This window comes from Hymenobacter cellulosivorans (genome assembly GCF_022919135.1).
GTDB lineage: Bacteria > Bacteroidota > Bacteroidia > Cytophagales > Hymenobacteraceae > Hymenobacter > Hymenobacter cellulosivorans.
The window spans coordinates 2,389,065-2,404,557 of the sequence record NZ_CP095049.1 but is presented as its reverse complement, the minus strand read 5'-3'; the positions used below and the strand labels follow the sequence as shown (position 1 = coordinate 2,404,557).

12 protein-coding genes, 1 tRNA gene and 1 pseudogene are annotated in these 15,493 nt (G+C 60.3%); 7 read left to right on the top strand and 7 right to left on the bottom strand.

The window, feature by feature from the left end; translation table 11 throughout:
• Window positions 1-28: 28 nt before the first annotated feature.
• A complete protein-coding gene (locus tag MUN80_RS10135) occupies window positions 29-961 on the top strand; it encodes a DMT family transporter (RefSeq protein WP_244723181.1) in 933 nt (310 codons plus the stop codon).
• Between the two features lie 76 nt (window positions 962-1,037).
• Here the strand turns inward: MUN80_RS10135 and MUN80_RS10130 are convergent, their stop codons facing one another.
• The 3 genes from MUN80_RS10130 to ispE all read right to left on the bottom strand — a co-directional run bounded on the left by MUN80_RS10130 (window position 1,038) and on the right by ispE (window position 5,950).
• Window positions 1,038-3,572, bottom strand: coding sequence for a DUF3160 domain-containing protein (locus MUN80_RS10130; RefSeq protein ID WP_244723179.1), 2,535 nt, complete (start codon window positions 3,570-3,572; stop codon window positions 1,038-1,040).
• A gap of 13 nt (window positions 3,573-3,585) precedes the next feature.
• Window positions 3,586-5,031, bottom strand: coding sequence for a CapA family protein (locus MUN80_RS10125; RefSeq protein ID WP_244723176.1), 1,446 nt, complete (start codon window positions 5,029-5,031; stop codon window positions 3,586-3,588).
• Between the two features lie 106 nt (window positions 5,032-5,137).
• Window positions 5,138-5,950 carry a 4-(cytidine 5'-diphospho)-2-C-methyl-D-erythritol kinase gene (ispE, locus tag MUN80_RS10120; protein ID WP_244723164.1) on the bottom strand — a complete coding sequence of 271 codons (813 nt, stop codon included), beginning with the start codon at window positions 5,948-5,950 and terminating at the stop codon, window positions 5,138-5,140.
• 183 nt (window positions 5,951-6,133) lie between these two features.
• Here ispE and MUN80_RS10115 point away from each other — a divergent pair, with 183 nt between their 5' ends.
• Genes MUN80_RS10115 through MUN80_RS10105 form a run of 3 tightly spaced genes read left to right on the top strand, consistent with a single transcriptional unit; the run spans window position 6,134 to window position 8,617 of the window.
• Window positions 6,134-6,787 carry a sugar transferase gene (locus tag MUN80_RS10115; RefSeq protein WP_244723161.1) on the top strand — a complete coding sequence of 218 codons (654 nt, stop codon included), beginning with the start codon at window positions 6,134-6,136 and terminating at the stop codon, window positions 6,785-6,787.
• Entirely contained in the window at window positions 6,784-7,479 is a 696-nt protein-coding gene (locus MUN80_RS10110) for an acetyltransferase (RefSeq protein ID WP_244723158.1), read from the top strand. The genes MUN80_RS10115 and MUN80_RS10110 overlap by 4 nt, the downstream gene beginning before the upstream one ends.
• Window positions 7,472-8,617, top strand: a complete 1,146-nt coding sequence (locus MUN80_RS10105; protein ID WP_244723114.1) for a DegT/DnrJ/EryC1/StrS family aminotransferase — start codon at window positions 7,472-7,474, stop codon at window positions 8,615-8,617. Before MUN80_RS10110 ends, MUN80_RS10105 begins: the two co-directional genes overlap by 8 nt.
• Before the next feature lie 178 nt (window positions 8,618-8,795).
• On the opposite strand, the gene MUN80_RS10100 is transcribed toward MUN80_RS10105, so the two are convergent.
• The 4 genes from MUN80_RS10100 to atpD all read right to left on the bottom strand — a co-directional run bounded on the left by MUN80_RS10100 (window position 8,796) and on the right by atpD (window position 12,873).
• Window positions 8,796-9,485, bottom strand: a complete 690-nt coding sequence (locus MUN80_RS10100; protein ID WP_244723111.1) for a membrane-associated protein — start codon at window positions 9,483-9,485, stop codon at window positions 8,796-8,798.
• A gap of 231 nt (window positions 9,486-9,716) precedes the next feature.
• Window positions 9,717-10,838, bottom strand: a complete 1,122-nt coding sequence (locus MUN80_RS10095; protein ID WP_244723108.1) for a trans-sulfuration enzyme family protein — start codon at window positions 10,836-10,838, stop codon at window positions 9,717-9,719.
• A gap of 181 nt (window positions 10,839-11,019) precedes the next feature.
• On the bottom strand, window positions 11,020-11,265 hold the full coding sequence (gene atpC, locus MUN80_RS10090) for an ATP synthase F1 subunit epsilon (protein ID WP_244723105.1): 246 nt from the start codon (window positions 11,263-11,265) through the stop codon (window positions 11,020-11,022).
• Window positions 11,266-11,367: 102 nt separating this feature from the next.
• Window positions 11,368-12,873, bottom strand: a complete 1,506-nt coding sequence (atpD, locus tag MUN80_RS10085) for a F0F1 ATP synthase subunit beta (protein ID WP_244723102.1) — start codon at window positions 12,871-12,873, stop codon at window positions 11,368-11,370.
• Between the two features lie 276 nt (window positions 12,874-13,149).
• Here atpD and MUN80_RS10080 point away from each other — a divergent pair.
• The 3 genes and pseudogenes from MUN80_RS10080 (at window position 13,150) to MUN80_RS10070 (ending at window position 15,419) form a co-directional block, all read left to right on the top strand.
• A tRNA-Gln gene (locus tag MUN80_RS10080) sits at window positions 13,150-13,222 on the top strand.
• Window positions 13,223-13,322: 100 nt separating this feature from the next.
• Window positions 13,323-14,251 (top strand): annotated as a pseudogene (locus MUN80_RS10075) (ribose-phosphate pyrophosphokinase).
• Between the two features lie 103 nt (window positions 14,252-14,354).
• Entirely contained in the window at window positions 14,355-15,419 is a 1,065-nt protein-coding gene (locus MUN80_RS10070; protein ID WP_244723100.1) for a DUF6340 family protein, read from the top strand.
• Window positions 15,420-15,493 lie beyond the last annotated feature (74 nt).

Genomic DNA, 15,493 nt, shown 5'->3' with positions numbered 1-15,493 from the left:
CTCGTTCACCCACTTACTCATTCACTCTATGCTCAAAGACTACCTGCGTTTGCACTTTATTGTCCTGCTGTGGGGCTTCACGGCTATTTTGGGCAAGCTGATTTCGGTGCCGCCGGTGGAGCTGGTATTCTGGCGCACATTGCTGGCTTCGGCGGGCCTGGGCGTGCTGCTGACCGTGCGCCGGCAGGACTGGCGCGTGCCGCTGGCCGATGCGGCTCGGCTGCTGGCTGTGGGCGCGTTGGTGGCCGTGCACTGGATTACTTTTTTTCTGGCCGCACGGCTGTCGTCGGTGAGCGTATGCCTGGCCGGCCTGGCTACGCTGGCGCTGTGGACGTCGCTCTTGGAGCCCCTGCTGCTGTGGCGGCGGGTGCGGGCGTATGAAGTCGGACTGGGCCTGCTTACCATGGTAGGGCTTTACCTGGTGTCGCAGGCCGAGCTGGATCAGCTGCTGGGGCTGGGCGTGGCTATTATTTCGGCCGGAATTTCGGCGCTGTTTAGCGTGCTGAATGTAAAGCTCGTCAAGCGGTATTCGCCCATTAAGCTCACGTTTTATGAAATGGCCGGGGCCTGCCTGAGCATCGTGCTGTTCTTCCCGATTTATTCGCGCTACTACACCCAGGGCGCGGGCCTGCAGCTCGCCCTCAAACCCCTCGACTGGCTTTGGCTGCTGCTGCTGGCCGGCGTGTGCACGGTGTATGCTTTTTCCTCGTCGGTGGAGCTGATGAAGCGGCTGTCGGCTTTTGTCATCAACCTGACGATAAACCTGGAGCCCGTGTACGGCATCGTGCTGGCCGTGCTGATTTTTGGAACCCAGGAAAAAATGTCGACCGGCTTTTACCTGGGCACGCTGGTCATTCTCTTCAGCGTGCTTATTCACCCCGTGCTCGACCAATGGAACCAGCGCCGGGCCCGCCGCCGGCACGAGCCCGTGCCGGAAGAGGTAGTCGTGACGAATCCGTAGCACCCTCTACCTTGCTCAACCGGGCCCCAATCATGCGGATGATTGGGGCCCGGTTGGTTTTAGTTCAAGCTCTGCTCTATTCGTCCTGGCGGCTGCTCTCTAAACTCGTTAGTGCTTTTACGGGCACAATAAACTCCTGAAGCCACACTGGCCGGGCCGGTGCCCGTCGGCCGAGTTGCTCACGCCACTCCTCGTCGGTTAGGCGCTGGGGGCTGGTAAACTCGTAGTAGCTGAACACCCCGCCCCGGGCCAGCACCGGCGCACCTTCGATGTCGACTACTACATAAATGGCGTCGACAGCGCCGACGGCCTCTTCCAGCACGGTTTGGTTGAAGCTATACACGTCAGCCACCAATCCCAGGTGCCGCTCCCGGTCGGGCAGCTGCTGGGTTTTGAGGATGCGGAAGGTCAGGCTTTCTATTTCCCCGCCAATCCAGGTCAGCTTGACCATTTCGTCATCCGTCAGCCGCTCATGGCGGAGCTCCTTGCGGGAAATGTCGCGCAGGCGGATTATCAACTCACGTAGCTCCTTGTTCAGGCCGGCCAGGTGCTCGGTGTTGGCGCGCAGGCGGGTTAGGCTCCGGTCCTGCTGGGTTAGCAGGCCCAGGGCGGCCTCCCAGAAGGGCAGGTTGGGCTCCACGTAGCTCAAGTGACGCGGTGGTGGCGGCCCCCCTTCTCCCCCACCGGCCTCAGCACCCATGGGCTGCTCGGTATACAGCAGCAGGTCGTGCTTGAGCTCAGCCCAGCCACCCAGGGCAGTACTCAGGTTGCGTTTCTGCCAGGCCGGCGTGCGGGCAAACAGCGGCAACGGCTGGGTGGGCACGGGCTTATTCAGGGCCAGCAGCATCTGCATGGTCTTGGTGTAGAGGTTCTGGTCCCAGCTCTTGAACCCGGCAAACTGCCGCTGCAAGGCCCGCAGCGTATCAGGATAGGCAGGCCAGCGGGCAGCTTCGCGATACTGCTTCAGCAAAATATCCTGGGCTGTGGAGTTGCCAAAGGTGGCGAATACGTCGAGGCCCTTGGGAAACGGCCGCGGAGGCTCCTGTCCGGCTTTGGGCCGCAGCACGTTGGTCAGGCGCGACAAAATTTCCCCGTCGAAGGTGTAGCGGCCGGCCGTAAAGAGCAGCTTGGGACGCTCCACGGCTTCTCTGGCCTTAGCCGAGGCCCCTTTCACCCGAATCCGGTCGGTGCCGGCGGCCACGAGCTGCTGGCGGATGGCGGCCAGGGTTGCAGGGTTGGCCAGCTGGTCGAGCGACTGGCCGGGGTAGCGGGTTTTGAGCAGGCGCAGCAAGTGGGTCAACGAGCGGTTGTCTTCGTCACCGACCAGCACATCCAGCACCTGAGTCAGGGTTTCGAAGCTCCGCTGCCCGGCGGGGGTGCCGGCCAGGGCCTGGGCCAGAGCCACGGCGCGCAGCACACCAGCATCGGAATCCAGAAACACGGGCGCCGAGTTCAGCCATTTCACGGTTCGGAAGTAGCGGCGGGTGGTGTCGTTGCGGGTGTACATGCCCCGGGGCTTACATACGGCGTAGTCGAACAAGGAATCCTGCAGCAGCACCGAGCTACGGCCTTCCGCGGTGGTACACATAGCCACTTCCCGTTCGGCGGCAGCTGTGTAAGCTCTACCTCCTGGTACCAGTGCCCCGGTCAGCAAAGCCTGACCCACACTGTAATACGCCCCGGCCCACTCGGCCGCGTCGCGGGCTAGGGGCTGCTGGGCGCGTTGGCTCAGCCGTTGGGCCTGGCTTGCTCCCTGCCCCAGCATGGTGGCTACCACCGGTCCCAGGCGCTGCTCTTCCACGTCGCTCAGGATGCCGTTCAGGTATTTGTGCAGCAGCTGGAGCACCAGGTCGGTGGTGATGAAGTTGGGCGTTAAATCGTACTGGTTCTGGTCGTAGATAAAGAAGAGCTGCTCTTCGCTGGTGGGCACCAGCACGAAGTTGTTGCGGTTGAGCACGGCCCGCATGGGCGGCGTCACGGGGAAGTCCCGCTGGTTGGTCACGTAGTCGAAACCCACCATAGCGTAGCCGTTCTGCGGGGTTTCGCGCTGCTTGAGCAGCTCTACTTCCCGGGCGTGCACCCGCTGCACAAACGCCAGCTCCTGCGGGTTCAGCGGCACCTGCATCACCGAATCGGCGGGCTGCAAAACCTGGCCGGTGCTGTCAACGATTTCCTCGCTCCATACCGGCCGGTACCATTTCTGCTTGTCGAAATACCGCCGGGCCGTGACGTTCAGAAAACAGTAGCCGTTGCGAGCATACACCGTGTTGCGCAGCAACAGCAGGTCGAGGTAGGACTTGCCAGCCAGACTTTGCTGGTAGTCGAAAGCCGGTAATACAGTCTTGGCGGCCTCATAATATTCCTTGATGTAGGGCCGCTGATAGTAGCTGGCAAGGAGTTTCTTATCGGCGGCAGGCAGTACGGCCACCTTCTCGCCAAAGCCATTATCGTGTACCGTAGCCGAAAGCTCGGGCACGGAGGAAGTAGGCTGGGCAACAGCCGCCGGTGCCGTGGTCGGCGGCGTCGTTGTGGGCCGGAGCCAGAAAAACAGCCCGGCTCCCACGGCCACCAGTACGGCGGCCACTATACTAAGTAGAATAGTCCGATTCATACACCGCCCCGTATTAGGGTTGAATAAAGTGAAGATACGCCTCATCGAGCGAGGCGCTTTGCTGCGTAAACTGGTCGAGCGTCAGCCCAAACCCCTGCCAATAGTAGCGCCCCACGCAGTACTGCTTAGCGGGCGTCTGCTCCAAGGTAAGCACAACCGTGCGGCCTGCCGCATCCCGTGCCGGCCGGAAGTACAGCAGCCGGTGCACGACGCGGGAACCCAGCCAGCGGGGCGTCCAGCGGCCGTCCTGTAGCCGGTACACAAACAAGCGGCGACGCACCGTGGAATCGAAGCGGGTAGTTTTGATAGGACCCACCAGCAAATCAGCTTGTCCATCGTTATCCACGTCGCCCAGGGTGAAGCGGTACAGCGGAAACCCCAGATCCAGCCGCGTGGTGGCGGCCCCGACGCTGGTCTGCACCTGATATTCCCGGGCCTGGGGCCGGTAGCGCAGCCGCACGGTCGCGCCAGCGCCCGGTAACACCAGTTGGCGGGCAACATACGCGGCCGTCGTATCAGCTATAGGAGCCGGCACATTCGGCAGCAGCTGCCAGCCTCCGGCAGCCGGGTCGGGTACCAGCCGGGGTGCGGAGGAGGCACCTTGCAGCCGGGCAGCAAGGATAGCCTGCGCAGCTTTGTCGGCGGGCCGGGGCACGGCTCCTCGCAGGCGCAGCGGCCGAATCCAGGTGGCTATGACCTGCCCATCTTGCACGTCAAAATCGGCTTGCACGGCCAGGTCGGCACCGCGGCCCTGCTGATCAAAGAGGAAGTTGCCCAGGCTATAGAGAATGGGATGCCCCCGGTAGAACTCGGCCGCCTGCACCACGTGCGGATGCGCCCCCACCACGGCCGCGGCTCCGCAGTCGATAAGTGTGCGGGCCTGCTGCCGCTGCTCGGGCTCCGGCGCAAAGGAGTACTCGGTGCCCCAGTGCAGGTACACGAGGACGGCCCGCCGGGGAAACAGCGTTTTGTAAGCTGCCACCCGCTCGCAGAGGGCCGCAAAATCCCGGCCGCACAGGCAGCCCTGCCCCTTAGCTTTTACATGCAGGGCCGAGTAGGCAAACACGGCCGCGCTGCTGTCGGGCCCGAGCAGTGTGGGCAGGCAGCCGGTCAGCGAATCGGGGGCAAAACCCAGCCCCGTAAGCCCGGCTTGCCGCAGCGCCTCGTTGGTCGCGCGTAACCCGGTTAGCTGCTGGTCGAGGGTGTGGTTGTTGGCCAACGAAAGCTGCGTGAACCCCAGACGCCGCAACCACCGCGCCGACTGAGGCTGGCCCCGAAACGAAAACTGCTTTTGCACCGATACCCCGGTCGTAGCCAACGGGCATTCCAGATTACCGATTACGTAGCGGCTGTGCGCCCAGAGCCGACGGGCTGTGCGTTGCAGACCAGCACTGTCACGCTGCAAGGCCGCCGGCACGCCCCGGTCCAGCAGCACGTCGCCCACCACGCTGATACGCAACGGCGGCTTGGCGGGGCCACACCCGGCTCCCCACAGGCTACTAGCGAGGGCCAGTAGTCGCCAGAAAAGCGGTAGCCGCCGCTTGGGAGGCATCAATGCTTGCCCATTACAGCCGGCCACTCCAGACCTGATAGTCTCCCGGCCACTGCAGCGACGGTGGGGTTTCCAGGCCCGAAAATAGCCCGTACACCGCCGAGCCCGAGCCCGACAAACTGGCGTAGGTGGCACCGGCGGCATACAAGGCGGCTTTTATCTCGCCCAGCACCGGGTAATGCGGCGTTAGGGCGTCTTCAAAATCATTGGTTACCGTGTCGCGCCAGGTGGGCATGGGCTGGGCCAGGCTCTGGCGCAGATCGTGGCGCGGCGGGCGGGTAGCCACCCGGGAATACGCCTCGCCGGTGCTGATGTGCAGATTCGGGTACACCACCTGGCAGGCCATACCGGTCAAATCGAGCGAAATAGGCGCAAACACGTCCCCTTTCTCATAGGCAAACACCGGCTTGTTTTCTACGAAAAAGGCGCAGTCGGAGCCTAGGCGGCGGGCGTACTGCTGCAGCTGCCCAGTGGTGAGCGGCAAGGCAAACAACTCCTTCAAAGCGCGCAATGCAAAGGCTGCGTCGCCAGAGCCGCCGCCCAGCCCCGCCCCGATGGGCACGGCTTTGTGCAGGTGCATCTGCACGGCAGGCAGGTCAAAATCGGCTTGTAGCAGCTCATAGGCCCGCCAGCACAGGTTAGTAGCCGCGTCGCCCGGAATCGGAATGCCCGACAGCGTAAGGGAATTGGTAGCGGCGGGCAGCACTTCCAGCGCGTCGGTCCAGGACAGGGGTATAAAGACTGATTCCAGGTTGCGAAACCCATCGGGCCGCTGCTCGGTGACGTAGAGCCCCAGGTTGAGTTTGGCGTTGGGAAAAACCAGCATAAGCAAAACAGGCAGAGGCGGAAAGCAGAAAAAATGGACCGCAGGCAGCCTCTGATTCAACCACCAGAAGCGGAAGTTGAACGCGTCAGGACCCGGGCACGGCGCAAGCTACGGCCTGCGCTGCACAAAAAGCATATTTTTGCCCTTAGCCCGCTTCCTGTGGCGTGGGCTTTTGTTGCGCGTATGGCCGTTTCCGAATCTGCATCCTGGTACCAAAGCTGGGGCAAGCGCGTGCTTGACTTGGTTGTGGCTGTGCCCGCCGCGCTGCTCACACTGCCGCTGCTGCTCGGAGCTTCCCTGCTATTGGCGCTGCAAAACCGCGGTACCGTACTGTTCCGTCAGCTTCGGCCCGGCCGCCACGGGGCCCTGTTCACGCTCTACAAGCTCCAGACCATGTCCGAGGCCCGCGACGCGGCTGGCCACCTGCTGCCCGATGCCGAGCGTCTTACCCGCCTGGGCCGCTGGTTGCGCGCGTCGTCCGTGGATGAGTTGCCCCAGCTCTGGAACGTGGTGCGCGGCGAACTGAGCCTGGTGGGTCCCCGGCCCCTGCTGCCCCAGTATTTGCCGCTTTATTCGCCCCGCCAGGCCAGGCGTCACGAGGTCAAGCCCGGCATTACGGGCTGGGCCCAGGTGAATGGGCGCAATGACCTATCCTGGGAACAAAAGTTTGAATTCGACGTCTGGTACGTCGACCATGTGTCCTTGGCCCTGGACCTGCGCATTCTGCTGCTCACAGCGCGGCGGGTGCTCGAAGCCCAGGGTATTTCGGCACCCGGTCAGGCTACTACCCAGGCCTTTACTGGCTCGCCGCCCGCTTCTCCCCCACCTGTTGCATGACAAATTTCGCTACGCATTCTGCTTCTGAGCCTGTGCCTAACCCGTTGCCCAAGCTGGCCATTTTCGGGGCCGGCGGACTAGGCCGGGAGGTTCTGGTCCTGGCCCGGCAAATCAACGAAGTCCGCCCAACCTGGGAGCTGACGGGCTTCTACGATGACTGTCGCCCCACCCTAACCGACCTGCACGGCCTGCCTTACCTAGGCGACACGGCTGCTTTAAATGCTACTACCGAGGCGCTGCAGGTCGTTATTGCCGTGGGCAACGGACGCAGCCGGGCAGCCATTGTCGGGCAACTTACGTCTCCCCTGCTCCGCTTTGCCACCCTGGTACATCCGGCCGTGTCCCTCCAGCCTTACCAGCATATTCAGGTAGGCGAAGGCTGTATCATCGGGCAGGGCTGCATCCTGACCACCGACATTCGCCTGGGCCGCCACGTGCTGCTCAACCTGGGCTGCACCATCGGCCACGATGCCGTGCTCGAAGACTTTTGCTCCCTGATGCCCCACGCCAACGTAGGCGGTGAGGCCTATCTGGAAACGGGCGTGTACTTAGGCACCAATGCCACCGTTATCAACCAGGTCCGTATCGGGGCCCGCACTATTGTAGGCGCCGGGGCTGTAGCCGTGCGCGACCTGCCCGCCGGCTGCACCGCCGTGGGCGTACCCGCCACCGTTATTAAAACGCATGCATAGCCAGAATTACGACCGAATTTTCCTTTCCCCACCCCACCTCGGCCGTCACGAGCTCAACTACGTCCACAAGGCCATTGAGGACAATTGGGTGGCTCCGGCCGGCCCCAACCTCACGGGCTTTGAGCAGGACATTTGCCAGTACACGGGTGCCGCTCACTGCGTGGCGCTGTCGTCGGGTACGGCGGCTATTCATCTGGGTTTGCTTCTGCTCGGCGTCGGGCCCGGCGACGAAGTGCTCTGCCCTTCGTTTACGTTTGTGGCCACCGCCAACCCTATTCTCTACCTGGGCGCTACGCCGGTATTCGTGGATAGTGAGCCGATAACCTGGAATATGTGCCCCGACCGGCTGCGCGAGGCCATTGAAGACCGGATTCGGCTGGGTAAAAGGCCCAAAGCCCTGATTCTGGTGCACCTCTACGGCATGCCGGCCCTGCTCTCCCAACTGCTGGCCGTAGCCGAGGCCCACGATATTCCGGTTCTGGAAGACGCCGCCGAAGCTCTGGGCTCCACCTTCGATGGTCGCCGGCTCGGCACATTCGGTCACGTGGGCATTTTCTCGTTCAACGGCAACAAGATTATCACCACCAGCGGCGGCGGGGCTTTGGTTACCAACCAGGCTGCCTGGGCCGAGAAAACCCGGTTTTTGGCTACGCAGGCCAAAGACCCGGCTCCTTACTACCAGCACTCCGCCGTGGGCTACAATTACCGGCTCAGCAACATCCTGGCCGGCATTGGCCGCGGGCAAATGGAGCTTATCGACAGCCGGGTGAAAAGCCGCCGGGAAATCTACGCCTGGTACCAAAAGAACCTGCGCGACGTGCCGGCCCTACAGTTTGGGCCCACCGAGCCGGCGCTGGGCAGCTCCAACCGGTGGCTTACCGCCGTCACCCTCGACCCGAAGCATACCACCAGCACGCCCGAGCAGGTTCGCCAGCACCTCGAAACCCACAACATCGAGTCCCGGCCGCTGTGGAAGCCGCTGCACCAACAGCCGCTTTTCGCCCAAACCCCGCGCTACGGCCAGGCCGTCAGCGCCGATCTGTTTGCCCGCGGCCTCTGCCTACCTTCCGGCTCGGCCATGACGGAAACAGAGTTGCAACGGGTAGCTCGGGCCTTGCGAGAGATTCTACTGCCATAATCTGCCCGCTGATTTAGCACATAGACCTTCCTGCTAGTATATAAAGTTCCGGCGCCAGTACAAGCCGTACAAAAAGCCGCTTATGTGGTACAAAGCATAAGCGGATAGTATATTCCTTAGCCTGCTGGGCCTTACCTTCAACGGGCTACTTTCGCCACGCTTCGGGCAAAATGCGTGCTTAGGCAGCCAAGCGGCCTGTGGCCTCGGAAGTGCGGAGCCCTTGGACGCGCTGCATGGGACTACCGAATACTTTGCGCAACACTAAGTGAGTTGGCAGGTAAAACACGACCAGCAACGCCGTCATCCAGCACACTAGGTATACTGGGGCAGGCAGCCAGGTTTGGGCGTGAGCGTCATCAAAACCAAAGACGTAGTTGATATTGACCGGAATTTTCGGGTCGGGCATGACGGTGCCGGCGGCGGGCAGCAGGAAGTACGCTACCAGGCACAGACTCCAGCCCAAGCCCGTCCAGGCCCACAGGGCCCGCCGGTCGTAGCCCAGCCGCTTCACCAGAAACAGTAGCAGAAACGGCAGCCAGCCGTGGAAGAAGGACAGCCCGCGCAGAAACAACGACCGGTTGGGGTCAAACATGTAGCTCGTCATCCCGACCAGCCGCAGGCCGAATAATTCACCGAGAAAGTCGGCGCACCAGAAGGCCTGGGGCAACAAAATACCCACCGCGGCCATAGAAGCCGGCAGCGCCGACTCGGTCCAGAGACTGATAAAGCAGAGCAGTAGGGCTATATCGCAGAAGTAAAGAAAGTTGGTAGGGCCATAGTTGTGATAGTACACTGGCACCATCACGGCCAAAAAGGCGCTGACAATAAGCTTAAGCGGAAGCGGCAAGCGGGATGAAGTAGAAGCCATGAGCAACAGGATAGGAAAGCGTGGAAGGAAGCCGGATCAAGCCAGCAGTACACCGTTGTACCACTGCGAAATACGACACCTTTCGAGCAAACATAACAGCAAAAAATGCTCTTGCCAGACTTTTTCTTTATCTATACACTAAATACAAAACGTTTAACATCAGTACTATACACCAAATCAATCAGACTTAATAAATAGTCTAATACCCGCCGATCCAGCCAGATTTCACCTCTAATCCAGGGCCTGCGCCAGGTCGGCCAGGAGCTCTTCCAGCGGCTCGATACCGACCGAGAGCCGCACCAACCCAACCGTAATACCTAGCTCCTGCTGCTGCTCGGTCGTCAGGTAGCGGTGCGAGGTGCCCAGCGGGTACGATAGGGACGAGTCGACCCCGGCCAGGGACGGCGCAAAGGGAAACCGCTTGGTGCGGTGCATCAGCTCATTGACGGCTTCAGCTTCATCAGCCAGCAAAAACGACATCATGCCCCCAAACTGGCCGGCACCCTGCTCCCGAGCCAGCGCATGCTGCGGGTGGGCGTCCAGGCCCGGATAGTTTACTTGCCGCACCTTGGGGTGAGTTGCCAAGAAATTAGCAATGGCTAGGGCGTTGGCGCTGTGTTCCCGCATGCGCAGCCGCAGGGTTTTGAGGCCACGTACGGCCAGCCAGCTTTCCATGGGGCTTAGCGTAAGGCCATAGAACATGCCGATTTGCTTGAGCCGGTTCGCCGTTTCCGCGTCATTGGTTACCACTACGCCCGCCGTCACATCGCTGTGCCCGGCAATGTACTTGGTCACGCTGTGCAGCGTAATATCGGCGCCCAGCTCCAACGGCCGGGTAATAATGGGCGAGGCAAACGTGTTGTCGACTACCAACTTCAACCCGTGCCGGTGGCACTCGGTGGCCAGGCTCTGCAGGTCGGCCACGCGCAGCAGCGGGTTGCTGATGGTTTCGGCCAGTAGTAGCCGCGTCGTAGGCTGCACAAATTCATCCAGCGTATAAAGCTGCTCAAACGGCACATACGTCACCGTGATACCCATGCGGCTCAGCTCGGCGTTTAGCAGGGACGAAGAGCCCCCGTAGATATCCGCCGCGCACAACACATGGTCACCAGCCTGGCAGTAGGCCAGAATAGCGGCGAAAATAGCCGCCATGCCCGAGCCAGTGGCAATGGCTCCTACCCCGCCTTCGAGCTTGTTGACGGCCGCCGCCAACTCGTCGGAGTTGGGGTTGCCGTTGCGCGAGTACATATACCGGCTGCCTGGCTCCCCAAAGTATTGCTCCAGCTCGTTGAGGTCATCAAACTTGAAGACGGACGTCTGGTAAATCGGGGTGATTTTGGGGGTAATTTTCATGGGCAACGCCGGGAAAGAGGTAATTGGAGCGGCAAGATACGGCCCCAGGCGCCGTTGGGCGTCATTTCATTTCCCGAATTTGCTTGCCCCAGCCGTCGGCTACAACCAAAGTCGCAGACACAAAAAAGCCCCGCACCTGTTGCCAGCTGCGGGGCCTCCGTATTTTTTAACGGTTAGCAGCTTACGCTACTACGCCTTCGGCCAGCACAATCACGTTGTTGCGAAGCACTTCCACCACGCCTCCTTCAATGCGGAAGGATTCGCGGCCGGCAGCACCCGTCACCGTGATGTCGCCCGACTTGAGGGCGCTGATCAACGGGGCGTGGTTGTTCAGGACCTCAAACAGCCCGTCGATACCCGGAAATTGCGCCGACACTACGTCGCCCTCAAATACTTTCCGGTCCGGCGTGATGATTTCTAAACGCATGGTTTCTAATGTGAGAAATGTGGAAATGTGATGAATGTGCTGGGGGTTGTGTGAAAGAGTATTTCACGTTTCCCACATCAGCACATTCCCCACATTAGAAATTTACTTGGCTTCAGCCATTAGCTTAGCACCCTTGGCTACGGCATCTTCAATGGTGCCAACCAGGTTGAAAGCCGACTCGGGCAGGTGGTCGTAGGCACCATCGATGATGGCGTTGAAGCCTTTGATGGTATCCTTGATGTCAACCAGTACGCCGGCTAGACCAGTGAACTGCTCGGCTACGAAGAAGGGCTGCGACAGGAAGCGCTGTACCCGGCGGGCCCGCGTTACGGTCAGCTTATCTTCATCCGAGAGTTCATCCATACCCAGGATGGCGATGATGTCCTGCAGTTCCTTGTAGCGCTGCAGAATCTCCTTCACGCGCTGAGCCGTGTTGTAGTGCTCGGCACCGAGAACTTCAATCGACAGGATGCGCGAAGTCGAGTCCAGCGGGTCTACGGCGGGATAGATGCCGAGCTCGGAAATCTTCCGGCTCAATACCGTAGTAGCGTCCAAGTGGGCAAAGGTGTTAGCCGGAGCCGGGTCAGTCAAGTCATCGGCAGGTACATATACGGCCTGTACCGAGGTGATAGAACCACGCTTGGTCGAGGTGATACGCTCCTGCATGGCACCCATTTCGGTAGCCAGCGTGGGCTGGTACCCTACGGCCGAAGGCATACGACCCAACAGAGCCGATACTTCCGAACCTGCCTGGGTGAAGCGGAAAATGTTGTCGATGAAGAACAGGATGTCGCGGCCAGCACCGGTGCCGTCACCGTCGCGGAAGTTTTCCGCAATGGTCAGACCCGACAGGGCTACGCGGGCACGGGCTCCGGGGGGCTCGTTCATCTGGCCGAACACCAGGGTAGCCTGCGACTTGAGCAGCTCATTCTGGTCCACCTTCGAGAGGTCCCAGCCGCCGGCTTCCATCGAGTGCTTGAACTCCTCACCGTACTTGATGATGTCCGACTCAATGAATTCGCGCAGCAAGTCATTGCCTTCGCGGGTACGCTCACCCACACCGGCAAATACCGACAGACCAGCGTAGGCCTTAGCAATGTTGTTTACCAGCTCCATGATCAGTACGGTCTTGCCAACACCGGCACCACCGAACAAACCAATTTTGCCACCCTTTACATAAGGAGCGAGCAGGTCAATTACTTTGATACCCGTGAACAGGATTTCTGACGAGGTAGCCAGATCCTCGAAGGGCGGGGGCTGGCGGTGAATCGGCAGCGCACCGTCGCTCTTGGGCTGAGGAATGCCGTCGATGGCGTAGCCTACCACGTTGAAGAGACGACCTTTCACGCCGTCGCCCGTGGGCATCGACATGGGGGCGCCCAGGTTCCGAACCACGGCGCCGCGGGTCAAACCCTCGGTCGAGTCCATGGCGATGGTGCGCACACGGTCTTCACCGAGGTGTTGCTGGCACTCCAGGATGACTACCTGGCCGTTGTCTTTCGTGACTTCGAGTGCGTCGAGGATATTGGGAAGCTTAGAGCCTTCACCCGCGAAGCTCACGTCCACAACGGGACCGATTACCTGGGTGATTTTACCGTTATTCGCCATTGCGAGTCTTTATAGAGGATGGGTGCAACGTTTTCAGGGTGCAAAACTACGGCTTAATCCCGGCTTTGCCAAAGTCTGTTTGGAGTAAAGCTTGGAGCTTTTTTTCATCTCTAATCAACCCTGATTATCAGCCTATAAGCTCAAAAATGCCATATTTAAGGGGATAGTGCCCGAAAAAAACTTGAAATATTTTTGCGGTAAAATTTGCCTTGAATGTTTCCCGTAGTACATTTGCACACCCAAACGGCACATCCACACCGATAGCCGCTTGGAAATTGTCCGATGGTGTAACTGGCAACACGCTTGATTTTGATTCAAGAAAGTCCAGGTTCGAGCCCTGGTCGGACAACCGACTAAGTAACGCGAAAGGCGCTGATCCTTCCTCCTCGGAAGAATCGGCGCCTTTCGCTTTTTCAGTTTATTCCGTTTTCGCCCCCTTTCCCCTCTCCATGGCCCAGCAGGTTAAAATCTTTGCAGGAAACGCATCTCCTGAACTCGGTAAAGCAATTGCCGAAGCATACGGTACGCAGCTCGGTGATTTGAGCATTCAGCGTTTCGCCGACACCGAACTCGGTCCCAGCTTCAATGAAAGCGTGCGCGGCTGCGCCGTATTCCTGATTCAGAGCACCAACCCTCCGGCCGAAAACCTGATGGAGCTCATGCTGATGGTGGACGCCGCCAAGCGCGCCTCAGCTGCTTCGGTGACGGTGGTCATGCCCTATTTCGGCTACGCCCGCCAGGACCGCAAGGACAAGCCTCGCGTGAGCATCGGGGCCAAAGTAGTGGCCGACTTTATCCAGAGCGTGGGCACCGACCGCCTGATGACTTGTGACCTACACGCCGGTCAGATTCAGGGCTTCTTCGACATTCCCGTGGATCATCTGGATGGGGCCACCGTTTCGGCTCCTTATATAAAGTCGCTAGGGTTGGATGATTTGATCTTTGCCTCCCCGACGTGGGTGGCGTGGTGCGGACCCGGGCGTTTGCCAAGAAGTTCGGCGCCGAAATCGTAGTCTGCGACAAAATGCGCCTGCGGGCCAATGAAATTGCCTCCATGCAGGTAATCGGCGACGTGACGGGCATGAACGTGGTCCTCGTCGATGACATTGTAGACACAGCTGGCACCATCTGCAAAGCCGCTGAGCTGCTGATGGAGCGCGGGGCCAAATCGGTGCGGGCCGTTATCACCCACGGCGTACTCAGTGGCCCGGCCCACGAGCGGATTCGCAATTCGGTGCTGGAAGAGCTGGTCATTACCGACACGATTCCGCTGAAAGAGGAAAACCATAAGATAAAGGTGATTTCCCTGGCGCATCTGTTTGCCAGCGCCATTCGCAACGTGGTAACGCACGAGTCAATCAGTTCGCTGTTTATCTAACTTTCGAATCAGGTCGGGCTAAGAACTAGCCGGAGCCAATTTTGGCATGGTGTTGAAGAGGGGAACTGGAAAGTTCCCCTCTTCTCGTTTTTATTTTCCGACTATGAGCTATTCTTTACTTCGTTCTGCTTGGGTCAGCTTGGTCATCTTGAGCTTGGCTAGCAGCTGCACCACCACCGTTCATTTGGAGGCGCTAGCTCCAGCTTCGGTGCCCATGCCGCCGGCCCTGCAACGTATTGCCACCGCCAACCGCATCCTGCCCGACAGCCGCCGCGACAAGTTTTTCGATGTGCTGGAGGGAATTTTTACAGGTGAAGGCCCAATGGTAGACCGGGCCGGGGCGGAAGCCTGTGTGCTGAGCACGGGCGAAGCCCTGATGCGCAACAGCCCACGCTTCCGCGTGACGCCGGCTAATCTCCAGCTCGTCGGCCGCACGCGCGAATTCTTCCTCCCTCCCATGGCCCCCGACTACGTGCGGCGGGTGTGCCGCACCTCGCAGGTAGATGGGCTGGTGGTACTCGAAGCCTTCGACTCCGACATGCAGGTGCAGAAGCGCCAGGAAGAGCGGGTTATCAAGGAGAAAGACAAGCCCGACCGGAAAGTGATGGTAACGGTCGTGCACATGGACATGCGTATTGTGTCCGGGTTCCGCACCTACGGCCCGGAGGGGCTGGTGGTCGACCAAGCCCGGCAAGAGGACCATTTGGGCTGGACCAGTGAAGGCGCCACCTACCAGGCCGCGCTGGCGGGCCTGCCCGCCCCGGAGCGTTGCATCCGGGAAGTAGCCCTCCGTATCGGCGACCAGTATGCCCGCCGGATTGCGCCTTCCTACGTGCCCTTGTCACGCAATATTTACACCCGGGCCAAGAAGAATGCGCACATGCAGCAAGCCCGGCAGTGCGTGCAGGCCACCGACTGGGACCAGGCCGCGGCCCGCTGGCAGCAGGCCGCCCGCAACCTCAACCACGTCGTAGCGGGGCGGGCCTTTTATAATCTGGCCGTGTACGAGGAAATGAACAACCACTTGCCAGAGGCCATCGACTACGCCCGCAAGGCCGCCTATACCTGCCAAATGCGGCCCGCCATAGCATATCTGCGCGTGTTGCAGGACCGTCAGCAGGCCGCACATATAGTGCAAAATCAGATGGCCGGCTCACAGACCAAATAGGTCGATTTTCCCCGGGCCTATTCGCAATGTGGTGACGCACGGATCAATTAGCCTACTGCTAACGTAGCAAACCT